Genomic DNA, 22,550 nt, shown 5'->3' with positions numbered 1-22,550 from the left:
AAGAAAAGGTATAAGAAAAATTTAAATTAACTATGACAGAAAAAGACGAATCAGTGATTTTTGACGAAAAATATTTAATTTCGTTGGAAAATAAAATGCTTAACAAAAGAACCGAAGCCGATTTATTAAAAGAACTACAAAAACGTGCTGAATCGGAATTTAAAAAGATTCAAACCGAATATATAAAGGTCGATAAGGTAATAAAACAAAATGCAATTATACAGACTGATTGACGATGTATATTCCCTGGTAAAATCAAAGGACATTTACGCTAATAAAGGTGAATTGGTAAAAGTCATTTCAGTTCGTACAGAAGTATTGATTGTTGAAGTGGTAACAAAAAAAGGTAGCGAAATAATTAATTCAGGCCGTACATTCGCAACCGTTAAAAGTAAATTATTGAAGGTATGAAAATTGAAAGCAACCTTGGAACAACACTACTTCAGTTAAAAGCTGAATTTCAAACCGGTTTACCAATAGCCACAGAAAAGGCATTGAGGATGGCCGGAATGGATGCCGTTGTTTTAGTTGCTGACAGAATACAACAAAAAGGTAATTCGATAGGTGGTAGAATGACAACAAAAAGCAATAAGCCAGATGGGGTTTATTCAAAGTACCATAAAAAAGCCAGAGACAAAAAAAATCTTCAAACAAGCCACGTAGATTTAACTTTTAGCGGTGATTTAATGAGAAATTGGCAATTGCTTAGTTCTGACACAAAAAGTGCTGAAATTGGATTTATGAACGATTCAGAAGCTGACAAAGCTCAATACCTTGAAGATTATTACGGCCAAATTTTTGCATTAACAAAAGACGAAGAAAATGCCGTTATTCAAACATTTAATTCAGAAATAGAAGTTAATTTTGTAAAGAAAATATTATGAAAAAAGTAAACATTGTATTCTTATCAAAATCAGAATTTGGGAATAACATACCAAAATTTCACAATTTAAGTATTCCAAATGTTCCAAGTTCCGGGGATATAATTATTTTCAATCGAAATATGCTTATTGATGAAAATGATGAAGTTCTTGATTCTGTAACCTTCACGGTTTCAAGTGTGGAGTATTTTGTAGAATCAAAAACGAAATGCATTATTAACATTTACTTAAAATGAAAACAATAATCGAAATAAACTCAAAGATTCGTGAGAATTACAAAACAGTCGATGCCGTTGATGGTATTGCTAAAATGTATTTTAATGCTCACGAAAAAAAGAATCAACTCGGTATTTATGCCGGAAATAAAATAGATCCATTTTTGCCAGATGATAATTACGATATTCAGGTAGCTCATATTATCAATGGAGGCCGGGCAAATAATGATTCAAAATTCGGAGAAATGACATTTACAGTCGAAATGATTGTTATTTCAAAGTTTGTTAAGTTTTATCATATTCTTGACTTATTAAATAGAATGAATATCAAAGCTCAAGAATTTGACTACAATACTCAATCGGTACTTAAAAAAATAGGTGCCATTGAGGATTACCCCGAATTGGAGGCTTATTCAATTTCATACCAATTTACAGCGAGACCAGGAGATTTTGAAAATTGTTGATTATGGAAACAAATACTTTTCTAAAACACGGTGAATGGGAAAAAATAAAAGAGATTTTAAAGTCAAAAAGGACAGTTTATTCAAAACAATTATCAATAAAAAACGGATCTTGGATTTATGACACAAAATGAATTTTTCCTAAAAGAAGCAAAAAAAGAACTTGCATTTACTTGCAATGGAATTGACTATTATCAATTTACGGATGGAGGATTACCAATTTACTTTAATAGATTTAGGTCCTTTCAAAATATAGTTGACAATCATAATCAGTTTAAAGTTACGGATGCCGTAATGACTGAATTTCTTGATATGGTTGATAAATTCACAAATGACAATAGTTTAACCCCTGAAAGAAGAATTGCAGAAGTTCAAAGGTTAACACAGACATTAAAATTCAGGAGACAACAAAGCAACAATCTTACTTTAGTTTATGATATTTCAGCAGTTTGGTTTTTTGATGAATCAGAAGATCCGGCAGAATATGACATTAACTATTCACAGAAGAAAATTAAAATATGGGTTGAAAATAATATTGCCATATTGCCAGATGGAAGTACTATGAATTTACTTGCTTTTTTTTTGCGTACTCCATTGAACCGTTTCATAAACTTTCAGGACTTATCTCAACATGGTACGCTGACATATTTAAAAAGTCTGACAGAAACGGAGTTTTCCCATTCACTACACAATTATTCGATGTTATCAGAGACAGAGAAAGGGCAGACTATCGGTCAAAATATCGCCTCGCTGATGGAGATTTACGAGGGATTATGGAAATTAATAGATGGAGAGTCACAGAGTATTTCGACCTCCTGACCGCAAAAATAAAAGAATCAGAAGAAGCTGAAAAGCAGATGGAGAAACAAAAAGGTAAATAACATTTTAAAAGAAAAAGGGTAATAAATCAATATTACCCTTTATTTTTGGATTAGTTTTTGGCAAAACTTAAAAATCCGTTTCAAAATTAAACAAAATATTTGAAATGGATACTCGAATTAGGATAATTGCAGAGGCTATCACTAAAGATGCCGAAAATAATCTTAAAAGACTTGCAGACCTCGAAAGAGAATTACAAGGTGAAACTACAAAAGCAAGTGATGCAGCCAAAAAGCAGGAAACTAATCTAAATTCATTAAATGATACTGGTTCAAAAACCAATACCATGTTTCGAAATATCGGAGCTACTATGATTGGTTTATTTGCTGTTGATAAAATCATAGACTACACAAAGCAAATGATTGGATTAATGGCAGAAACTGACAAATTAAGAATTGCACTTAGTAATGTTGTAAAAAATAATAAAGACTACGAAAACTCACTAAAATTCCTTACTGATTTATCACAAAAATATGGTCAAAATGTAAATATTTTGACACAGGCATATACCAATTTTATTGCATCCTCAAATAGCACAAATTTAAGTCTAAAACAAAGACAGGATATTTATGCATCAATAATAAAAGCAGGGTCGGCATTAAAACTTTCAAATGATTCAATTGAAGGAAGTTTACGTGCTGTTAGCCAGATGTTTTCAAAAGGCAATATATCTGCCGAAGAGCTCCGTGGACAACTTGGGGAGCGTCTTCCAGGAAGTTTTGGTATAATGGCAAAAGCATTAGGGGTAAACGAAAAGCAACTTAACAAAATGCTAGAGCAGGGTCAAGTTTTGGCAGAAGATGCTTTACCAAAATTCGCAAAAGCACTCGAAGAAGTTTACGGAGATAAAGCACAATCAAACCTTAAAACAATTGGCGGTGCTTGGAATGTTTTTGTAAATAACTTTATTGAAGGATTACAAGACTTTAATAAGAGTTCATTGTTTATTGAAACTATTTCAAAATGGATTCTTTCGGCTGCAAATGGATTTAAAAACTTCATAGATGTAATTAAAGAAGCATTTACAATTGGCACTCAATATAATAATGTACTAAACACAATGTTTGATTATTATGAGATTGTTTGGGGTGCAATTAAGAATGTAGGGGGTGCATTATGGGATTTGATAGAAACATTGTCAGATGTAATATTTAACATCACAGGGGCCGGAAATGCATCTAAATTTTTGCAATATTGGGTAGATGTTGTTTCTTATGCCATTAAAGGACTTGGTACAGGATTAATTGGTGCAATTACATTAACACAGGCACTTGCAGACACGTTTAATGCCCTGATAAATACTGGTAAAAAGGTTTTAAATTTCTTTGGTGGAGATTTTAAAATTGATACAAATGCAACTTTTGGAGCAGTTGCCGATAATTTCAAAAAGAATGTTGGAAGAATTGGAAATCTTTGGACTGACAGCCAAAAAGGCATTTTAGGCACAAATAAAACGACTCAAAAGGCTATTGTTGATGAAAGTGAGAATACCACAAATAACATTGTAAAACAAAATGAAGGTTTAACAGAAAAACAAAAAAAAGAACTTTTAAAAAGATCATTAGATAAACAAAAAGCATTAGAAAAAGACCAAGAAGAAAATGAAAAGGCATGGGCTAGTTTCTTGAAAACATTAACAAAGGCAATGAAAGATGCCGATGATATAATGAGAAAGCCATTTGATGAACAATACAAAAGGCTAATAAAACAAAGTCAAGATGAGTCAGAATCTTCAAAAAAGAATATCGAAGCCAAAAGAGAATCATTAGCTGAAAGGTCTAAACTATTGGCTTACCATGATATGATGGAAGTCATAAATAATGCAAAGACTCTAAAGGAAATTGAAGATGCTGAAAAAAAATATTCTGATAGAATTTTACAAATTGATATTGATTTAATTAATGAAAAAATAAAACAGAAGAAACGCGAATTGCTTCTTAAAAAGTCATCTGGATCATTAGAGTTAAAGCAGGAAGAAGATTTAAAAGCTGAAATTGAAAAACTTGAAAAAGAACTAACGGCACTAAAAAGAAAAGAAGGAGAAACACAAATTAAGGATAAAAAAGACCAATTAAAAGAGCAAGAAAATATAGAAGAAGAATATCAAAAGCGTAAGAAAAAAGCACTTGATGAAGAAATGGACTTTGAAATGCTTGCAAGAAAAATATTTAACAAGGCATTAAGAGATTTAACAGAAGAAGAATATCAACAATTACTTAATATTTCAGATAAGAAAAAAAAATTAGCTGAAGATTTTAAAGAAGCAGCAAAACAATCTTTTGAGTTTATTTCAAATTTTATTTTAGATCGATATAATGATGATTTAGAAGAGAAACTTTCAAGAGCTACATCAATAACCGAAAAAGCAGCTATTGAACAAGAAAGGGCATGGTTAAATGTTGGAAAAAGCGTGACAGGGGCAGTAAATGCATTAGCACAGGGTAATTATGTTGGGGCAATAGTTGGAGGCGTTCAGTCATTGTTTCAAGCAATGGATACTTGGGTAATGGGTGCCGCAAATGAGCAAAAAGCAAAGATGGAACAATACTATCAAGAAATGAAAGCAGCAGGAGAGGCATTCATTAAAGCGATGGATGGAATGTTTACATCTTCCGACATTGAATCAATAAAATCAGTTTATGGAGGATTAATTGATACTTTCAATACGACTTTAAGGCTTGATTTAGGTGAATTTGATAATGCTGAAAGAAGGTTACAGCAAGAAATATTAATCGGGGAACAGATAGTTGACAATTACAATAAAGCTGTTACAAATGAAAATGGATTACATAGTCAGAAAATTGACAATATTAATTCTGAATATAATGCAGCCGTAAAAGCGATAAATGACAAGTACAATCTTGAAAAAGTATTAGCAGATACGGCATTTGGTGCAGCTTCATTGGCTATCCAAGAACAAACCAATCAGCAATTAATTGCATTATTGACAAATCAAGACACAAGGCTTTCATTAGATGCTGATTATAACGCAAAAAGAGCCTACATATTCAATCAATATGCAAGTCAAATAAAGGATATTACTCCGGAAATGTCACAAGTCGAAATAGACGGCATAAATGCCGCTATACAAGCGAGAGATAATGCACTTTCAGAAGTTGAAAAATGGTTGCAGGAAGAATTAAAATTTGTTTTATCAAATGAGGAACAAAAACGCAAGGAATATTCAGCTACCGAAAAAATTATAAAAGATGGTGAAGATGCAATTGAGGCTTTAAGAATCGAATATAATGCAAATGAACTCGAAAGGCTTACTACTAAAAATTTGGCAATTGAGGCAGCTGAAAAAACAAAAAATGCAAATATTGAAACTGAAACACAAAGACACAATGATTCAATAGTAGCAATAACAAAAGCGAAAGATGAGCAATTGGCAGAATCATTTAAAATTCTTCAGGACATTATCAAAAATGGCTATGATGAAATTATGGCTAAAGCGTTGGATGCTTATAATGCCGGGAAAATCACAGCCGACCAATATAATGAGATTGCAAAAAGACTTTATACAATCAATACTTTAATAAATGGTATTGGAGATTGGACTTTGCCAAATTTGAATTTTGACAACTTAAACTTACCGAAATTTAACACAGGTACCGAAAAAGTAGGAGGGAAAAAAGGAGTTGATAAGAATCTTGCATTATTGAGCTATGATGAAGGAGTAATAAGAGGTGATTTGAACGAAAAAAGGCTTAATGCAGGGTTAAATATGCATAAGACAATAGAATATGCCATTAACTATAAATCTATCCTTGACGGAGGATTACAGCCTTTAAAAATCAAAGAATCGGCATTAAATAAATTGGAAGAACACGCAGCAATGCAATATCTTTTAAATTTCAATATGAAGCCGGTAGTTGAAGAATTGAAAGAAGTAAAATCTGTTTTAAGTAAAATCCCGATTCAAAATTTCAATCTTGATGAAAAAGGACTTTCAAAATATGTTGAAACCAAAAACAATGTCACTAAATTTAAAAATAAAAGACTGAAATAATGTATAAGTTATTTTTAAACGATACCGAAGTAACTCAACCAAGTAATTTGATTGACCTTATTTTAACAAAAGTAAGGTCTGAAATATTCAATGGGTTTGTGGTTGGTACTTATGGATATTTTGATAATAATGAAGGTCTTGAAATTTCAGATTCCGATACAGTTGATTTAATAAAGTCACTGTTAAAAGTTGATGGAGTAAATGCAAGTGTAAAAGCTGAATTAAAATATTGTGACCAAACGATTTTTATCGGAAGTCTTGACTTTTCAACCTATCAAAATATTGAATGTTGCAAAATATCAATTAACCTATCCAGTGATCCATACCAGGATTTAGTTAATTCAAAAAGGTTGATTGACTATTCGATAACTCCACAATCAAAAATAGTTCTAACAAAAAAGAATTATATATCTGGAGGAAATTACGAATTAGGCACTCAATCAAAATTCAAAGTAACAACTACCGGGGTGCATTTGAATATCGGAATTCCGTTAAAATCTGATAACAAGATTACAGGAATGCAAGATGCAACAATCGGAGACGGTACTTTGTTTATTGCTCAAAAAGATGGAATTGTAAAAATAATGGGTTCAATCAATTGGTCTGAAAATCTTACCCATAATTACGACATAAAATTAACGGTAAAAAATGGCGGTGGGAGTACTATTTCAGACACATTATTACAATCATATATCCATGCATCTGGAGTTGTAACATTAAGGCAATATTCGCTAAATCAAAGTATAAATGTTTTGGAAGGATATAAAATATCCTTATCACTACAAGATAGTACGATAAATGTGCCGTATGAGATTAATTTTATTTCCGGTACCAATATTGCAATTACAGATGATCCAAATGACAGCGAAATTGCAAATGAATCTGATTGTTTTGGAATTTATGCCTTTGATGCTTTCAAAGAAATTGTAAAAAAAATAAGTCCAAATATTATTGTTAAATCTGATTTTTTTGAATCTGGGTATGGGAAAGGTGATTTTTTGACCAATGGAAATAATATCCGGGGAATATTGTCTGATATTAATTTAAGCCTTGAATATGTATTTTCTAATTTTGATGCATTATATGACCTAAAACTTGACTTTGAAGGGAACGAATTGAGGATTGAGCCGCAAAGTAATAATTCACGAAATGCAAGTTTTATAAATGCCGTTGCGACAAAATACCGTGAATATGCAGACATTGACCGGCTTTATTCGAGTGTAAAAGTTGGATTTAGTACTTGGCAAAGTGAAAGTAAATTAAAAGGATTAGAACATAATTCAATAAGAACGTATGAATCAAATCTTTCATTTGGAAGTCGTGAATTAAGTTTAGTTTCTGATTTTATCACAGCCGGGTATATAATCGAAGAACAAAGGAGGTTGCAATATGATGTAAATGAAAATCAAAAAGAACATAAATTTGATGAAAATATATTTTTGATTGCCACAGAAAACGGATCAATAGAAAGTATTACAAAATACAACCCGGTTGCAAATATCATTCTTTCCGGAGGAGTTTATAATTTAAAATACACTCCTTTGAATGTTTTACAATATAATGCCAGAAAATTACAATATCTTTCTGAAATAAAATTCGCATCCGGGGAAGGTAATATTTCCATGGTTATTGGTGGTAATTTTGAAAACAGTTCTTTTAATTTTGGCGAAAAGATGCCTATGAAATGCGAATTTGATGCAGTAATAGATTTTGAAGAATTTAAAGAATTAAATGAAATTGGGATTGTTGCTTGTGGTGAAGATAAATTTATCAAGTGCGATGAAATTAACTTAAATTTGCAGGTGAATGGAAAAGGATTTGTAAATATTAAAGGTGAATTGATATGATCCAGTTAGTAAAATCATCAGAAACAAATTTCAATCAGAAATATAAATGCAAAATTGGCGATAAATTAAGATTTCCGGTTGATGCATCTATGATGATTGGACGGTCAAACTATAATTTTAAGTTTTTTAAATACGATATTTTGAATTGTACTGAATCAACAGAAATTGAAGTTTCAGACGGTCGATTAGTTCCTTTTTCGTGCATGAAAAGAGGTAGTTTTAGATTAAGGGTGAAAAACTATGATTCAAACGGTAATAAACAATTTGCAATAAATATCGGAGGCGTAAAACTTGGTAAAACATTTAAATCAAAAGCAAATTCGCTATCTGAATATATCACGAAAATTGTAAATCATTTCAATAAAGCAAAAGGCTGGGATGTTGAATCAAATGGTAATATTATAAATTTCAGGCAATCAGATGATTGTTATAATTGTGGGACAAGTGTAACTCTTTCGATAGGTGATTACAATATCCCTAACCAAAATGCACCTTGTTTGCAAAAAACATTTATTGCAACGGAGGAAGTGATAGGGACTAAATGCTATTTACTAAATTTTACGGACTTTCAAGAAGGAAATAAATTCACAGTGGATGGATTGACTATTTTAGTTGAAAGCGGAGATAGTGAAAATGATTTGAGATCTAAAATACATCCTGATTCTGAATATTATTGCATTCCAAATAGTGCCACAATTGCGGTTAGTTCAGATAATGGATTGAGAACCGTAATTAATAGAAATAATCCGAGAATTACATTTACATACCTTTCAACGGATGCAACTTATGATTATTACACTGTAAAAACTTTTGATGTAAGGTCCGGAAATGTTTTTGATATAAATGGAGTTCGAATCGTTGCGAGCGATACGGATACACAAACGACAATTGATGCTTTTTTTAACGCATATACAAATAGGTTTAGATTAGCAAAAGGAACGTCAATTAATCCAGTTGCTTTGAGTGGTAGCCGTTTAGTTTCAAATACAAATAATCCTGAAATTGAAGCATTATTAACAAAAACAACGGCAACTGCAAATAAAGACAAATATGCTATTTCTGTTTGTAATGATGTGGCAAAGGGTAACGCATACACTTTGGGAACCAATTATTATGTAGCAAAAGATGGCGATAGTTCAATTGATGTAGCTTATGGGTTAATTGGTGCCAATTCAAGCACTTTCTTACATTATTCGGAAGAAGGAAGTACATTAGATTGTTACGCAACACCAGGATACGCAAGAAATGATTCAAACATAGCAGATGTAGGATTACTTTGCACTTCTGTTAATTGTTGCGATAAAAAAAGCATGATTTTTGAATTTGAGGCTAAAGAATTTGGGTGCTATCAGGGAATTTTATTTAACCAGCATAATCAGGAAATTGCCAAAACAACACTTATTGAGGTGGTTAATGATATTGATGAAGATCTTGTAAGTTTTTCAAATGAAACAAATACATACGGGCTTGAATTTGATAAAAATGAGATATTCTCTTTGAGATTACCCATATTTTTGCAAGATGTATTTCCATTTACCACGGAAGAATTAAACGAAAATTTAAATGGTGAAATAGTAAGGGGTAAAACGACAATTCAAAACAGACGTAATTTTGTAACTAAGCCAATTTCAAGTTTAGAACATAGTTTTTTGTTAAAAATATTAAAGTGTGATTATCTTAATATTTCCGGGGTAAATTATAAAATGCAAGGCGAATATGATATTGAGCAACAAAGACAAGGAGTGAAGGACATTAGAAGTGCATCCGGTCTTTTGGTTGTAGATGGAAATATTGCATCAAACATGAGGAATTGTATTTCTGGGTGTAGTTAATTCATAATGATTAACAATTAAGTCTCTTAGGTGATGGTCGTTCATAAATTCTACACGATCGCCAGTATTATATTGTTTTGCATATGTTCCAAATTTGCCGTTAACAACTTCAATAAAAACAACTTATTGGTATCCTGTTATTCTTTTAAAGAATATTCCAGTTTCTTTTTCATAAGTTACTTTATAAATTAAAGATACATATGATAATGATAAAAAATTTAAGTGAATTATTTTCATAACTTTTCAATTTCTTGTTTTACTGCATTCCAAAAATTCTTACGCAAACGACAATCATAGAAATCAAAACTATCACATTCCGATATAATGTCATTGAGATAAACTAAAGTGCATTGTTTGGCTAAATAAATTTCATCTTCCTGAACTAAATGATTATATACATCTGCTTTTCTTATATGTGTTCTGTATTTATCCAGCAACTCCTCTGCTTTTTCTTTTGTTGGGTTTTTCATTTTAATTTATTTTTGATTCTACAATATCTTTTAGTTTTACAGTTAATCTATCAAGGTCTATATAGGTAGTATTATTACATTCTCCTATAATTACGGCAATTTCTCTAATACTCAAACAACTTTTATTTAAAACAATATATTCTTCCGCTTTTTCTAAAGTTGAAAAAAATATTCTTCGTGGATATAGTTCTGTTATATTGTCAGAAACAGTTAGGCACATTATTGTGTCTATTAAAGAAGGAGAATTTTCAACTGAAAAGACTTTATCGTCTATAAACTTACTTACACCATCGAAGGTGGTTAATATAAATCTGTTTTCTTCTTCAAATGTTATTATCTTTAATTGACCAATAAATTCATTAATGCTATTTAATTTATCTTGGTATTCCTTTGCTAAACTATACTCTTGTTTTTGTAAGTAAGGTTTGATAACAGTAATTAATTTTTGTCTTTCTTTTTCATAAAGTTCTATCAGAAAACTTATTTTTTCATTTACGCTTAACTCTTTTATTTCTTTTTCCATATCTTAGAATGTTTAATGTTTAATTTAAAATTAGTGCTTCAAAACCGCACCAGCATACAACAAGGGCTATACAAAAGAGGCGGTTCGGTACTCCGCAGAAACATTTGTGGTTAAACAAACATTTGTACTCAGCATCAACTTTAGTGCTAACAATCGCCTCCTTCGTATAGCACCATACGTTGTATGCAAGTGCTACGAAAGTGCTAACATTGAATATTTCGTTTTTAAATATTCCCGTAAATTGGCTCATATAAATCAGGTTGCTTTAAATAATAATTATCTCCGTAAATTGTGGCAAGTTCGTGATTACCCCTCCAATCAATAGACCCCGTTTTTTTGTTCCTAAAGGCTTTAATTTTTAAATCTAACCATCCTATCGAGTTACTAAACTCAGGAAACCTATGCAACCCGTTTTCGTCTTTAATTACCTTTGATTTTACAATATTTCCATTTTTTAATACAGCAATAAATTCAAAACCTTCTTTGTTTGGAAGTAATGATAAATCTTTCATAATTTTTCTATTTCTTGTTTTACTGCATTCCAATAATTTTCATGTGCTTTTGTTTGTATCAAGCAATTATATTCATTTAGAATAATATCTACACAAATTTTAGAACATGCTTTTGCATTTTTATAACTACCTTCTGATTTGTCTGTGAAATAAATACTTGCAAATTGGTATTTGTCAAATATCTCAAATGCTTTTTCTTTCGCTGTCATTTTGATTGATGGTTAGTTTAGTGCTTTTTCGATGGCTATACTTTCTGAATATTTTTCGTCAAAAAATTCTTCCCTAACAGCATCTTTGTCTATATCCCAAACGCTTCCAGAATAAAGAATCTCACTAGACCAATACTCTTCAAATTCTTCACTTAATCGGTCGATGTTTTCATCTATCCATAAGTCTTTTTGATTTAAATCAAAATTTTCTTTCGTTCCTTTAAATTCCAGTTTTTCCATTATAAATTATTGTTTAACTTTTCTTATGACACAAATTTACTACTATTTTTCTAAATAAAAAATATATTTAAATATTTTTGTTAAATTATTTAAAATACTCAATAAAAAAAACTTTGCACAATTAAATCAAAAACTATTTATATTTGAATTGAATTTCTACAACGGTGGGTTAGTTGCCCACAAACCAATGGCCAATTCAGGCAAATCGCAAATCAAAAAAAACTTTGTTTTAAATGATTCATTTTGATTTTATCAAGTTATCAAACGGAATAGATGAAGATTTCATTTTAGAAATAAATGAAGATTATACATCAACCGCTAATATTAATGAAAAGTTTGGTCAGATTCCGGTAAATATCGGGGTTGCTACTTATTCGGTTATTAGTGGTATCCCTAATTTCAATTGGTCAACTTACAACGGTTACAAGTTTTATTTGATTTCAGATTCACCATTTATTGAGCTTAAAAAAAAACGGATACTACCCCAATAAAATTACCTACTAATTCAGGTACTTATTACACTATTGCAGGTGATCAAAACAAGATAATTCAAGTTACTGATGAATTATTGATGGCTGTTGATTTTGGCATATTTTCACATGGGGAAACTGCATGGGTAAGAAATGTAAAGCCAGATGAATCGTTTGTTTGGGTTAGTTACGAATCAGGAAGTTTTCAAGTTCAATTCAATGAAACTTTTCAATTTGCTATTTTAGGTGAACCAAATGATTTAATGAAATTTGTTTACACTGAAATAAATGTTGAAGATTCTGATTTCGTTTGTCATCAACCAGACTTCCTAAACGGCATTTATAACGGTAGTAATTATGTTCTTATTGATGCAACTGAACTTCCAAATGGACTAAAAATTTACTTAAATACAGGAGAGTTTGGATATGTAAAAGATGCAAAATGTCTTATAAAATTAGATTCTCCACTTAAAACTGGTAATGTAATATACTGTTTTGTTGACACAAATAATTGCAATGTACAAAGTTGTGAATATGTAGTTGGTGAATATGTAAGCGGTGAAGTTGGTTGCATTGATGCAAGTGGAATATTACCAGAAGGAACTTTGACAGGTGCATTTATTTGTCTTGATACCGACTTGCATAAAGAGGTATTTAATGAGTATGGTCAAAAGGTTGCCGGGATTGTAGTGCAAGAAAATTGCTATCTTTGTGGAGGTACTGAACCAAGTTGCGTATAATATTTTTAAAAAATGGGAAAGTGTAAAACGCCTAAAATATTAGAGTTTTGTATAGAAGGATCTACTGAAGTGTTGGTAGGTGCTGATTTGTTGTTGGATGGTGTCGAAGTCACTTTGCATGATAGCACCGGACAAATTGGTGACGGAATAATTAACGGTGGATTAGCCTTAATACCAGTTGGTGATCCATTGGTTTATGCCACTGAAATTTGGTGTGAAATAAACACTCCATCTTGTGTTAGTAAGTCATGTTCTGCATTTGTTGGAAGAATTTCAACCGATTGCGTAATTGATGCAGCCGATAAACCTTCAGGTGAATTAACAGGCCGGCTTATATGTTCTGAAAAAGATTTCTATCGTGAGGTGTACGATGGTGACGGTGGCGTTATCGCCAAAGGTGTATTAGCACAAGAAGATTGTATTTATTGCGGTGGCAATTTGCCTAATTGTGAAGAACCGCCAGTTGAGCCAACAACATTCTACAATATTGTTTCATGCGTTGATGGTAACGTTTATCAAACAACTACCGTATTAACGGTTGCTAATCAGAGAGTTTCGCACCCAATACACGGCTTGCACCGTTGGAATGGAACGACACAAACAACAGCACCAAACTTTAGAGGGGAAGTTTCTATATTGGTTGGCGAAACTGGATGTCCAGCAACAACTTTATACTATAATATTGTAAGGTGTTCTGATGGGACGGTAAAACAAACGACAACTGTAATTAACATAGTTAATCAATCACTTTCAAAGGCGGGAGATTCATATCCGGCTGGAGGTTATGTATGGAATGGCACGACGACAACAACGCCAACAGAAAATATAGGTACTGTTACCATATTGACAGGCGAATTTGGTTGTAATTAATTTGAGTTTTCGGCAAAAAAAACTATATTTTTAAATTTAAACGAAAAAAGAACATGAACATTAGCGGAATTAATCTCGTTATGGCTTGCTCACAAAATGTACAGTGTTTTGAAAACTTTATAACTTCCCCTGGAAGCGAAAAAAGCAACATCATAGCACTTGCATTGGTTGAAAAAGGCGAATTAGAGGCCGAAGATGTTACCGAAGCGTTGATTTCAGATGGAACTACTGCTGCAGATGATGTCATTGACATTATTAGAGCTTTACAACTATCTGGTAAGGCGTATTATTTCCCAAATGGGCATTTAAACGGTAAAAAATCAAAGCCAGAGGAAAAGATGGCTTCGGTAACATATGGGTTACAAAACGACCCACAGCCAACCGGAGAAGTAAATAACGTATTTGAGTTTGTGTATGAATATTTTTATTCAACTCAAACGGTAAAGTGGATGAACTGGTTACGTCAGAACCTTGTAAATTATGACGTTGTGTATTGGACTGAAAGTAAAGTACATTTGGTTATAGGTAAAAAAGTAACATGGTTTGGGATCGGACATGAGATAACCGGCAATTCTGCAGATATTATTAACGGTGGTTTTTCTTTCCGTTATTTGGGCGATGGTGAGCCAGTGCCTTATGGTAATGTAGATGCAAGTAAATTGGAAGGATTTACTAAGTTGACAATTACAGATCCTACTTTGGATGCATTAAAACTTGCAAAAGATACTTGCGGGAGTCCTTGTAATGTATTTACGGCAGTTGCAGCCGGAACTTTGACAACTACACTTGATTTCAATGTTACAGGACAAACTAACTGTTTGAAATGGGAACTTCATGTAGATTGTGGTGGTGGGTTGCCTACTGGAACTTTGATTGATGAAAATACCGGTATTGTAACTGTAAATGCTCAACCGGCCAACACAAAAAGAAAATTCCGCGTTTTGGCAATATCAAGTGCTTGTGTTGTTGGTGAATATTGCATGGAAATTGTAACTAAGCCAGCTTGATAATTTTTTCTTTCTTAATTTGATTTAAAAATCCGATGTTAACGATAACAGATATTCAGGAAAAATTAAAGTTGATTTTAGAAGAAAATCAATTGAAACATTCGTTTTATGATGAATCTGTTAAAATAGCAAATGAGATTAATGAAACTTTTGGTGATGATTATCCAGCTTTTTTAAATTTGGAAAGGCCAAAAGAGGCAAAGAAAGACAAAGAATATCGTAAGTCAGTGTTTAAGAATCCGGTTAAAGGTCACTTGAGCCGGATTCTTGACAAACTTATCAAGGTTGAACAATCAGAGGATTTTTTAGTTAATTATCCACTTGATGATTCTGGAATTAATTTATTAAGAGACTATTGCGAAAATAATTTCAACGGATCAAATAGCTTGGTGAATTGGCTTTTTACAATTGGGGTAAATGCTTATGCAAAAACTCCAAATTCAGTAATTGCCGTTTTAGACACAAATCCGCCACAAACACAAACAGATAGCTACAAACCATACCCAAAGATTTTTTTAGAATCTGATGTTTTATATTTTGTTAAAAACAAATATTGTGTTTTAAGACAAATTTTATCTCAGGATGAAACAAACTACTTTTTTATCGATGAAATATCATATTGGATAGTAAATCATTCGACTTTAGGCAATCGTGAAAAATTGCAAGTTACAAGGCCAAATTCAGCATTATTGCGGTGTAATGCCGGCTTTAAAATTAGGCCGACATATTGAAAAGACTGATTCAAGTGAAAATGTTTTATTTAAATCTTTACTATCTGATTCTTTGCCTGACTTTAAAAAGGCTATATCCAGAAGTTCAGATATTGAAATTGAGCTGAATCATCATGTACATACGCTTGAATGGCAAATGTCCCTAAAAAATGCCCTACTTGCAATGGCAGAAAAACAATACCTACTTTAGAGAGCCCTAATGCCAAATGTAAAACTTGTGACGGTCACGGGACTTTATCATGGGGCAATCTTGATGTATTATTGATTGATACCTATGAGGATAATTTTCTTAAAGATCAAAGCAAATTCCCTTTCAATTCTCCAGGTGGTTTTATACCAAGAAATATTGCAGCTGTTCAGGAATTGACAAAGGCATATTATAATCATGTTGACGATGCTTATGATGCAATTGATTTTGGAATATTGCGTAAAAAAGATTTAAATTCAGCAGAATCTGGTCTTTCAAAACAATATAATAGACTTGAATTTTCTCAAAGGATATATTCAGAAGGTAGGCATTTGATTGAAAATATTCTGATTCCTATTTATAAGTTTATTGACGCTCAATTATTTGGTATAAATGCTGAAAATCAAAAATTTGTAAGAATACCGGAAATAACTATTCCAATTTCATTTGATGTAATGTCACCTGAAATGGTTTTAGCTGAAATAAAAACCGCTAAAGATTCGGGAATGAGTGCCGAAATTGTAAAGTCTTTAGAATTGAAATATTGCAAGTTGGTTTTTGGTGACAACTCAAAAGAAACAAAAAATATTATTGATGAAATAAGTTTAAATCCGACTTTAGGAATGAGCGTTTCGGATGTTATTAGCTTGTTTGGTGGCGGTGCTGGAACTTCTACAAATGGACTTTCTGAAACTTATTACATTATTGGAGCCAATTTTAAAGCGTTTATTGATCGGGCTATAAGAGAAGAAATGAAATGGGAAAGTATGGAGGCGGTTGAAAAATGGAATATTCTTGTAAAATATGCCAATGAATTAATATCTCAAAGGCCACAAATGCCAACGTTGCCAGTAGTTGAAGTGATATAAAATGGATGAACAAGATTTGAAAATATTAGACGAAATAGATGCCAAACTTGAAGGTTTGGTATTTGCTTTTGTTGAAAATTTCAATCTAAAAGTTTCAAAAGAAATTCAAAATTCTATTTTAGATTTTATTGATACTTTGAGTTCTGACTTAGATTTAACTTCCAGACTTGAAAGGAATAAAGTAATTAATAAATTCCGTGATGAACTTGCAAAGACTATTCAAAACGGAGCTATTGCCGATGGATATTTGACTTTATTAACCGGGTATAAAGAAATAGTTGCAATCGCAAATGAGTATTTTTCGGCTTTAAGTTCGGCATACAAAAAAGAATTATACCGTGAAATATATAAAGAATCAATACTTTATTTGAAAGAATCTCTAACAGGTGCCGGAATAAGTCAAATTGTGAGTAATAAAATCGTTGACAAAATCTATGATTTAAATATGACCGGAATCACAAAAAAAGAACTTCGGGCATACTTAAAAGATTATTTTTCAAAGGCAAATATTACAACCAGGTATGTAGAACAAATTACGACTGATTCATTATACCAAATGACACAGACTTATCAATTAAAGATAAGCAATGATCTTGGTATTGAATACTATTATTATGCCGGAACAAAAATGAAAACAAGCCGGCAGTTTTGCATTTCAAGATATGGCAAAGTTTTTACAAAAAAGGAAATTCAGTCATGGCCGGAGTTGAATTGGGCAGGAAAAATACCTGGAACTGATAAAAATACTATATTTGTGTATAGAGGAGGATATAATTGCCGACATACATTAAGGCCAATTTCAAAGAATTTGTATCAAAAACTTAATAAATAAAATGGAAAAAGAATTTATAGTTACCAAAAAAAAGGTTTTGAAAAATGTTCAACCTGAAACATTCAAAACTAATCAGACGTGGATTAATGACAACAAAAAGTTTATGAAAGTCCACGGAATGACTTATGAGGAAATTAAAGCCGAAAAAGAAGAAGTCATTGTTCAGGAATCAATTTCGACTAAAAAAGAAAAGTCAAAAAAGACAAAAGAAACTGAAATTGCTGATGAAAGTCAGGAGATTGATTTTAAAGAAAAAGAAGAAGAAAACGAAATTTAATTTTAAACGATAAATTTTATGAAAGAATTAAAAAATATGGTTATCGTGGAAGAAACGATAAATACGGGATTTATAAATGAGCATGGGAAAGTAGTTACAAGCTCAAAAACAAAAAGGAAGGCACTTGGTAAGGAATATGCCGAAAAGGTTATTAAAACCGATGAAACCATTAAAATCATTGGTCCGGCTTATGAGGTTATCAGGAAAATCGGAGGGAAAACGATTCGACAGGTTTTAACTTTAGAAGAAGCTGAAGCTATTGAAGGAGTTAAAACAAATCAAACTGTAATTGATTTTAATCCTCAAAAAGAAGAAGTTGAAAACAAAGTAACTGATTCAGAACCTGAAAAAACAGAAGAATCAACGGAAAAGAAAAAGGCAGGAAGAAAACCAAAAGAAGAAAAAGAATGATTTGTTTGGAAAAATTATCTAAACAATACTATTTTTATAAAAAATTTTACGGCTGAAAAGCAAATCACTGGTTAATTTATTTAACAAATCAATTTTAAAATCATGGCTAAAACATTAGCAAATCTCTTAACTGACATTGTGAAAAGGGCGAAGCTCAATACCGATGACAGAAAAACAATTAAGGCGGCTTTAGAAAACACGGCCTTATCAAGTATCGAAATTGACGAATCAGATTATGATTCAATGCTGGAATCGTTACACAATATTGATACGGCACGAAACATTTTAGAGCCACAAATCACTCAAAAGGTTAAAACCGAAACTTTAAACGGTTTTGATGCTCAAATTCTTGAAATTCTTGGTGAAGGTTTGGACGATTCCGAATTGCAAGAGTTGAAAAATGAGGCCAAAACGCCATCTAAGCTAAGAAAGGCATTTGAAACTCAAAAGAAAAAGCTCGAAACAAAGTTAGGTAAAGCACAAGGAAATGGAGATGCTGACCTTGAAAAAGCATTAAGAAAAGAAATCAAAGAGTTGAAAGATTCAATGAAAACGGCTGATGAGTCCCACATCCAAAAGATGAAAGACCAGGAAGCAAATCACAAAAAAACTTTGTTTGAAACGAAACTCCAAACATTGTTAACTTTGAGAACTGATATTGCGGATGACTTTAAAACGTCAAGACATTTTGCCGAAAACTTCAAGGCGGATTTGAATGAATTCTTAGCGAAAAACAATATCGAAGTTGACCATGAAACCGAAAAACTTTTAAACAAAGAAACCAAAACTCCTTTTACTACAAAAACTCATGATGAGGTAAATCTCGATTGGGCTATTGGTTCGGTAATTAAGGAGTACAAGTACGAGAAAAAAAGTAATGTACCTGATCCAGTGGAAATTGATATTGATTTTTCAAAAGACCCTAAAAAAGGAGTATTTGAAAGAATCAGAGCAAAAAATGGAAACTGAGTCACAAATAATTAAATAAATGTCGGAATTAGCAATTACCTGTCAAAAAGTAGTCAAAAATCTTGACGATTCTGTTTTGGCTGCTGGTGTAAATATGCCAAATATTGGGCTTTTGCGTGCCGCCCTTTCTCCGCAAAATGCGAGAATTAGAGCCGCTTTATATCCTGAAAGAGAGGATGGAACTGTATCTTACGATGAGAATGGTTATCCAGTAGCCAATCTTGATTTTCGTGTAGCTGGTGATCTTACTGAAGATGATGTTGTGACTTCTGCCACTTGTGGGGGAACTGAAACAATGTCAAAACGTGAAAGGGTTAAGTATATCATCAACCAATATGCTGAATTGGGATACAAAATCACAAATGCAACTGCAAATGCGATTTGTGCCGAATATGATGCTGTTGAAGCCCAATTTGCCGGAAAACATGGAGTTCGTTCTAACGTTGGAGGAAATAGAAGAAATACCATCAATGGTCAACTTGCAGACCGTGTTAGAAAAATTATCAATCATATTGATACCTATGCAGGAACTAAACTTGCTGCGGGTGTAGGTGCCAATAAACTTTATCCAGATCCTGATAATGCAGGCGAATTCCTTTCTGATGCTCAATTGATAAAATTGTTTGATGTAAACAATCTAAACAATCCTCCTTTGTCTGACTTTGCCGAGGAAGTTGACAAACTTCAATTAGTGCATCAATTAAGTGGAAGGCCAATTATCATAACCGATAGCCTGGACATGAGAAGATATTTCAAAAAACTTGAAATTGCTTGCTGTTCTGATGTTGGTTTAAATTATGGTGATTTGCTTAATTCACCTTATGAGTATTATTACTCTGACAAATTAACCGCTGCCCTTGGTGAAACCGAAGCAAACAATATCATTGTCTTGTGGCCTGAAACATTTGTTTTCTTGAATATTGACAAATGGAGAAATATGCAATTGGTTGCCGGGAAAAATCAAATCAAAGCTACTACTTTTGGTTCATTTAGAATTGTAGAGCCTCAATTTAGATTTGATGACCCTGCTTATATTCAGGATTATGGCGATCCTGCTATGATTTTTGATTTAAGGCTTATTGAGCAAGATTGTGATAACAGCGGAAATGCGGCATTCGCATTGACGTTTGTTCCTTCTATGCAGTATAATTTTGTCACATCCCCTGCAAATACAGATGGAGTAACTGGTATTTTCCAATACAAAATTGATAACGGAGTAACTCCTTGATCTGGTTTTTGATTGTTATTTTAAGACGGCCTTTTGAAAGATTGGCCGTTTTTTTTTGTAATATTGTGAAAACAAACATTTTAATCATGAAAAAACAAAAAATCTTATTCGTTCTAATTTTAGTTTTATTTGCCGTTGTGGTGTCTTTTGGTCAAAACGTGGTAAAAGATACCTCTAATGTAAAAAAGCCGTCAGAGGGCAAACTGTACTATCAAAAAAAGGATAAATCATTGTATTTATATCGTGAAGGAAAATTTGAGATTGATAACAAGTTTAACGAAGTAGTTATTATTTCACCGCCAAATGAAGTAATTTTTAAAAAAGTTGCAGATTGGGATGATAAAATTACAGGATTGCACATGGATATTGAAGCATGGCGATTAGATGGAAAATTTTACTTATTAAGAAATTATAAGAACGGAGATGAATATGCAATATCCGGAATAAACATTTTAAAGGATAATGTAAAAATTTCAAATCTTAATTTAGGTAATATAAAAATAGACACATCAGTGCCTGAAACTAATTTAAATGGGCTTTTCCCTTACAAAAATTTCCCTACCGAATCGTTTTTAAAATTAAATACAAATTATTTTTTTAAAGATGGGGTTTTTTATAAAAATAAAATTCAGGGGAATGAATATAAATTTAAATTAGATGTGATATTGAGCTATTGGAATGGGTTTACAAGAGATTATGTGAATTGCCCTCCGGGTGTTGGGAGTTGTAATCCTAATGGATATAATCCGCTAGTAAATGAGCCGAGCCGTAATAGGTTTGGATTGAGTTTGTATAATCAAAAGCCGCCATTTTGGGGATCTTACCATGAGCCCAGGACGATTACAATGACTGATTATCGCGACGGTCAAAATATAAGTGTCAACGGAACTGCGACTGTTGATTTTAACTACACGCAAGCCTCGCTTGACAAGGATCTTGAATATGCTTCGGGTGCCGGAGTAAAGGCGTTTAATTTCTTTTTGTACGCGGATAATACGATTATAAGCGAGCATTCGAGGTTTTATTTGACAAGCAAGTCACCGTTCAAAGAAAAAGTTCAATACGCTTATACCCTGAATAACCTTGATAAGGGCATGGTGTTGAAGATTGCTAAAGAAATGACAACCAAATATTATTATAAATACAACAATAGGCCGGTCGTATGGATTAACGATGTGAGGGGAACGCAGTTTAGTACCGAGAGATATATTTTGCAGTCGGGAGCTCATTGGGTAGTTGAACCAAATGAAAGCTACTGGAAGGAGAATGAAGGCTATACAGGGCCTGTGAGATTGGAGCCTGCGGATGGGTTTGTGAGGTGTAATGGTGAGGTGAGGCGGACTGTGTTTGTGGATTTGCTAAAGAGTTTGGTGCCAAATGTTTTTTTGATACATGACCATACGTGGTTTTATGACTATGATCGCCCGAGTGGATTTGATGCACTTGGGGCTTATACGGCACCGATATCGGGACCTAATAGACCTTATACCCAAGCTGAGCATATATCAGCTCATAAGTCGGAGCTGGAAAATAGACTGAATGCGGGTAATACTGTTATCCCGACGATCACGCTAGGTTTTCAGAATATGTTTCAGTTTAAGCCTCAGGCACCATCTATTCATGAGGCTACTAATCAGGATATTGAGAATCATTTTAAGATGATAGCGGAGCTGGGTGAGAAATGGGGTGATAAGCTGCCGTTTGTAAATGTTTATTCTTACTCTGAAATGTTGGAGTGTGGACAGTGGGCGTTAGTTCCAAGATTAAACAACGATGGCACTATTGACGATAGTAAATTGAAAATTTTAGCAAATATTTTAAAGTAATATTCCTGTTGCGATAATTTAAAGGCTTAGAATTATTTTTTTAAGCCTTTTT

26 protein-coding genes are annotated in these 22,550 nt (G+C 32.5%); 21 read left to right on the top strand and 5 right to left on the bottom strand.

Annotation, left to right across the window (positions count from 1 at the left end; translation table 11 throughout):
* Positions 1-32 precede the first annotated feature (32 nt).
* From IPP61_00405 to IPP61_00365, 9 genes are all read left to right on the top strand, one after another.
* Entirely contained in the window at positions 33-233 is a 201-nt protein-coding gene (locus IPP61_00405; protein ID MBL0323641.1) for a hypothetical protein, read from the top strand.
* A complete protein-coding gene (locus tag IPP61_00400) occupies positions 211-411 on the top strand; it encodes a hypothetical protein (protein ID MBL0323640.1) in 201 nt (66 codons plus the stop codon). The genes IPP61_00405 and IPP61_00400 overlap by 23 nt, the downstream gene beginning before the upstream one ends.
* The gene (locus IPP61_00395; GenBank protein MBL0323639.1) at positions 408-884 is read left to right on the top strand and encodes a hypothetical protein; all 477 of its coding nucleotides are present in this window, start codon (positions 408-410) and stop codon (positions 882-884) included. Before IPP61_00400 ends, IPP61_00395 begins: the two co-directional genes overlap by 4 nt.
* A complete protein-coding gene (locus IPP61_00390) occupies positions 881-1,117 on the top strand; it encodes a hypothetical protein (GenBank protein MBL0323638.1) in 237 nt (78 codons plus the stop codon). The genes IPP61_00395 and IPP61_00390 overlap by 4 nt, the downstream gene beginning before the upstream one ends.
* Positions 1,114-1,560, top strand: a complete 447-nt coding sequence (locus IPP61_00385; protein ID MBL0323637.1) for a hypothetical protein — start codon at positions 1,114-1,116, stop codon at positions 1,558-1,560. The genes IPP61_00390 and IPP61_00385 overlap by 4 nt, the downstream gene beginning before the upstream one ends.
* A gap of 117 nt (positions 1,561-1,677) precedes the next feature.
* Entirely contained in the window at positions 1,678-2,376 is a 699-nt protein-coding gene (locus IPP61_00380; protein ID MBL0323636.1) for a hypothetical protein, read from the top strand.
* A 166-nt stretch (positions 2,377-2,542) separates the two neighbouring features.
* Positions 2,543-6,448 carry a tape measure protein gene (locus IPP61_00375; GenBank protein ID MBL0323635.1) on the top strand — a complete coding sequence of 1,302 codons (3,906 nt, stop codon included), beginning with the start codon at positions 2,543-2,545 and terminating at the stop codon, positions 6,446-6,448.
* On the top strand, positions 6,448-8,295 hold the full coding sequence (locus IPP61_00370; GenBank protein ID MBL0323634.1) for a hypothetical protein: 1,848 nt from the start codon (positions 6,448-6,450) through the stop codon (positions 8,293-8,295). Before IPP61_00375 ends, IPP61_00370 begins: the two co-directional genes overlap by 1 nt.
* Entirely contained in the window at positions 8,292-10,127 is a 1,836-nt protein-coding gene (locus IPP61_00365; protein ID MBL0323633.1) for a hypothetical protein, read from the top strand. Before IPP61_00370 ends, IPP61_00365 begins: the two co-directional genes overlap by 4 nt.
* A gap of 233 nt (positions 10,128-10,360) precedes the next feature.
* Here the strand turns inward: IPP61_00365 and IPP61_00360 are convergent, their stop codons facing one another.
* From IPP61_00360 to IPP61_00340, 5 genes are all read right to left on the bottom strand, one after another.
* Positions 10,361-10,597, bottom strand: a complete 237-nt coding sequence (locus IPP61_00360; protein MBL0323632.1) for a hypothetical protein — start codon at positions 10,595-10,597, stop codon at positions 10,361-10,363.
* 1 nt (position 10,598) lies between these two features.
* Entirely contained in the window at positions 10,599-11,120 is a 522-nt protein-coding gene (locus tag IPP61_00355; protein MBL0323631.1) for a hypothetical protein, read from the bottom strand.
* 224 nt (positions 11,121-11,344) lie between these two features.
* Positions 11,345-11,632 carry a hypothetical protein gene (locus IPP61_00350; GenBank protein ID MBL0323630.1) on the bottom strand — a complete coding sequence of 96 codons (288 nt, stop codon included), beginning with the start codon at positions 11,630-11,632 and terminating at the stop codon, positions 11,345-11,347.
* Positions 11,629-11,841, bottom strand: coding sequence for a hypothetical protein (locus IPP61_00345; GenBank protein MBL0323629.1), 213 nt, complete (start codon positions 11,839-11,841; stop codon positions 11,629-11,631). The genes IPP61_00350 and IPP61_00345 overlap by 4 nt, the downstream gene beginning before the upstream one ends.
* 12 nt (positions 11,842-11,853) lie before the next feature.
* Positions 11,854-12,081 carry a hypothetical protein gene (locus IPP61_00340; GenBank protein MBL0323628.1) on the bottom strand — a complete coding sequence of 76 codons (228 nt, stop codon included), beginning with the start codon at positions 12,079-12,081 and terminating at the stop codon, positions 11,854-11,856.
* A gap of 233 nt (positions 12,082-12,314) precedes the next feature.
* Here IPP61_00340 and IPP61_00335 point away from each other — a divergent pair, with 233 nt between their 5' ends.
* The 12 genes from IPP61_00335 to IPP61_00280 all read left to right on the top strand — a co-directional run bounded on the left by IPP61_00335 (position 12,315) and on the right by IPP61_00280 (position 22,498).
* The gene (locus tag IPP61_00335) at positions 12,315-12,572 is read left to right on the top strand and encodes a hypothetical protein (GenBank protein MBL0323627.1); all 258 of its coding nucleotides are present in this window, start codon (positions 12,315-12,317) and stop codon (positions 12,570-12,572) included.
* Positions 12,573-12,652: 80 nt separating this feature from the next.
* A complete protein-coding gene (locus IPP61_00330; protein MBL0323626.1) occupies positions 12,653-13,291 on the top strand; it encodes a hypothetical protein in 639 nt (212 codons plus the stop codon).
* A 12-nt stretch (positions 13,292-13,303) separates the two neighbouring features.
* Positions 13,304-14,161 carry a hypothetical protein gene (locus IPP61_00325; protein ID MBL0323625.1) on the top strand — a complete coding sequence of 286 codons (858 nt, stop codon included), beginning with the start codon at positions 13,304-13,306 and terminating at the stop codon, positions 14,159-14,161.
* A gap of 53 nt (positions 14,162-14,214) precedes the next feature.
* Positions 14,215-15,168, top strand: coding sequence for a hypothetical protein (locus tag IPP61_00320; protein MBL0323624.1), 954 nt, complete (start codon positions 14,215-14,217; stop codon positions 15,166-15,168).
* A gap of 35 nt (positions 15,169-15,203) precedes the next feature.
* The gene (locus tag IPP61_00315) at positions 15,204-15,899 is read left to right on the top strand and encodes a hypothetical protein (GenBank protein MBL0323623.1); all 696 of its coding nucleotides are present in this window, start codon (positions 15,204-15,206) and stop codon (positions 15,897-15,899) included.
* A 129-nt stretch (positions 15,900-16,028) separates the two neighbouring features.
* The gene (locus tag IPP61_00310) at positions 16,029-16,955 is read left to right on the top strand and encodes a zinc finger-like domain-containing protein (GenBank protein ID MBL0323622.1); all 927 of its coding nucleotides are present in this window, start codon (positions 16,029-16,031) and stop codon (positions 16,953-16,955) included.
* A gap of 1 nt (position 16,956) precedes the next feature.
* A complete protein-coding gene (locus IPP61_00305; protein MBL0323621.1) occupies positions 16,957-17,787 on the top strand; it encodes a hypothetical protein in 831 nt (276 codons plus the stop codon).
* Between the two features lies 1 nt (position 17,788).
* Complete coding sequence (locus tag IPP61_00300) at positions 17,789-18,064, top strand: hypothetical protein (GenBank protein ID MBL0323620.1); 276 nt, start codon at positions 17,789-17,791, stop codon at positions 18,062-18,064.
* 18 nt (positions 18,065-18,082) lie between these two features.
* Entirely contained in the window at positions 18,083-18,475 is a 393-nt protein-coding gene (locus IPP61_00295; protein ID MBL0323619.1) for a hypothetical protein, read from the top strand.
* 102 nt (positions 18,476-18,577) lie between these two features.
* Positions 18,578-19,444, top strand: coding sequence for a hypothetical protein (locus tag IPP61_00290; protein ID MBL0323618.1), 867 nt, complete (start codon positions 18,578-18,580; stop codon positions 19,442-19,444).
* A 19-nt stretch (positions 19,445-19,463) separates the two neighbouring features.
* On the top strand, positions 19,464-20,672 hold the full coding sequence (locus IPP61_00285) for a hypothetical protein (GenBank protein MBL0323617.1): 1,209 nt from the start codon (positions 19,464-19,466) through the stop codon (positions 20,670-20,672).
* An 86-nt stretch (positions 20,673-20,758) separates the two neighbouring features.
* Positions 20,759-22,498: a hypothetical protein gene (locus IPP61_00280; protein MBL0323616.1), complete on the top strand. Its 1,740-nt coding sequence runs from the start codon at positions 20,759-20,761 to the stop codon at positions 22,496-22,498.
* Positions 22,499-22,550 lie beyond the last annotated feature (52 nt).

The sequence above is a fragment of the Cytophagaceae bacterium genome (assembly GCA_016722655.1).
Classification (GTDB): domain Bacteria; phylum Bacteroidota; class Bacteroidia; order Cytophagales; family Spirosomataceae; genus Leadbetterella.
The sequence above is the reverse complement of the archived record's forward strand: the minus strand, read 5'-3'. Positions and strand labels throughout refer to the sequence as shown.

Excerpts from the sequence above, each read along its gene's own strand:
- IPP61_00390 (MBL0323638.1), top strand. The coding sequence starts at position 881 with ATGAAAAAAGTAAACATTGTATTCTTATCAAAATCAGAATTTGGGAAT.
- IPP61_00360 (MBL0323632.1), bottom strand. The coding sequence starts at position 10,597 with ATGAAAAACCCAACAAAAGAAAAAGCAGAGGAGTTGCTGGATAAATAC.
- IPP61_00335 (MBL0323627.1), top strand. The coding sequence starts at position 12,315 with ATGATTCATTTTGATTTTATCAAGTTATCAAACGGAATAGATGAAGAT.
- IPP61_00340 (MBL0323628.1), bottom strand. The coding sequence starts at position 12,081 with ATGGAAAAACTGGAATTTAAAGGAACGAAAGAAAATTTTGATTTAAAT.
- IPP61_00330 (MBL0323626.1), top strand. The coding sequence starts at position 12,653 with ATGGCTGTTGATTTTGGCATATTTTCACATGGGGAAACTGCATGGGTA.
- IPP61_00365 (MBL0323633.1), top strand. The coding sequence starts at position 8,292 with ATGATCCAGTTAGTAAAATCATCAGAAACAAATTTCAATCAGAAATAT.
- IPP61_00285 (MBL0323617.1), top strand. The coding sequence starts at position 19,464 with ATGTCGGAATTAGCAATTACCTGTCAAAAAGTAGTCAAAAATCTTGAC.
- IPP61_00400 (MBL0323640.1), top strand. The coding sequence starts at position 211 with ATGCAATTATACAGACTGATTGACGATGTATATTCCCTGGTAAAATCA.
- IPP61_00290 (MBL0323618.1), top strand. The coding sequence starts at position 18,578 with ATGGCTAAAACATTAGCAAATCTCTTAACTGACATTGTGAAAAGGGCG.
- IPP61_00320 (MBL0323624.1), top strand. The coding sequence starts at position 14,215 with ATGAACATTAGCGGAATTAATCTCGTTATGGCTTGCTCACAAAATGTA.
- IPP61_00305 (MBL0323621.1), top strand. The coding sequence starts at position 16,957 with ATGGATGAACAAGATTTGAAAATATTAGACGAAATAGATGCCAAACTT.
- IPP61_00345 (MBL0323629.1), bottom strand. The coding sequence starts at position 11,841 with ATGACAGCGAAAGAAAAAGCATTTGAGATATTTGACAAATACCAATTT.
- IPP61_00375 (MBL0323635.1), top strand. The coding sequence starts at position 2,543 with ATGGATACTCGAATTAGGATAATTGCAGAGGCTATCACTAAAGATGCC.
- IPP61_00395 (MBL0323639.1), top strand. The coding sequence starts at position 408 with ATGAAAATTGAAAGCAACCTTGGAACAACACTACTTCAGTTAAAAGCT.
- IPP61_00350 (MBL0323630.1), bottom strand. The coding sequence starts at position 11,632 with ATGAAAGATTTATCATTACTTCCAAACAAAGAAGGTTTTGAATTTATT.
- IPP61_00325 (MBL0323625.1), top strand. The coding sequence starts at position 13,304 with ATGGGAAAGTGTAAAACGCCTAAAATATTAGAGTTTTGTATAGAAGGA.
- IPP61_00315 (MBL0323623.1), top strand. The coding sequence starts at position 15,204 with ATGTTAACGATAACAGATATTCAGGAAAAATTAAAGTTGATTTTAGAA.
- IPP61_00280 (MBL0323616.1), top strand. The coding sequence starts at position 20,759 with ATGAAAAAACAAAAAATCTTATTCGTTCTAATTTTAGTTTTATTTGCC.
- IPP61_00405 (MBL0323641.1), top strand. The coding sequence starts at position 33 with ATGACAGAAAAAGACGAATCAGTGATTTTTGACGAAAAATATTTAATT.
- IPP61_00300 (MBL0323620.1), top strand. The coding sequence starts at position 17,789 with ATGGAAAAAGAATTTATAGTTACCAAAAAAAAGGTTTTGAAAAATGTT.
- IPP61_00370 (MBL0323634.1), top strand. The coding sequence starts at position 6,448 with ATGTATAAGTTATTTTTAAACGATACCGAAGTAACTCAACCAAGTAAT.
- IPP61_00295 (MBL0323619.1), top strand. The coding sequence starts at position 18,083 with ATGAAAGAATTAAAAAATATGGTTATCGTGGAAGAAACGATAAATACG.
- IPP61_00355 (MBL0323631.1), bottom strand. The coding sequence starts at position 11,120 with ATGGAAAAAGAAATAAAAGAGTTAAGCGTAAATGAAAAAATAAGTTTT.
- IPP61_00310 (MBL0323622.1), top strand. The coding sequence starts at position 16,029 with ATGGCAAATGTCCCTAAAAAATGCCCTACTTGCAATGGCAGAAAAACA.
- IPP61_00385 (MBL0323637.1), top strand. The coding sequence starts at position 1,114 with ATGAAAACAATAATCGAAATAAACTCAAAGATTCGTGAGAATTACAAA.
- IPP61_00380 (MBL0323636.1), top strand. The coding sequence starts at position 1,678 with ATGACACAAAATGAATTTTTCCTAAAAGAAGCAAAAAAAGAACTTGCA.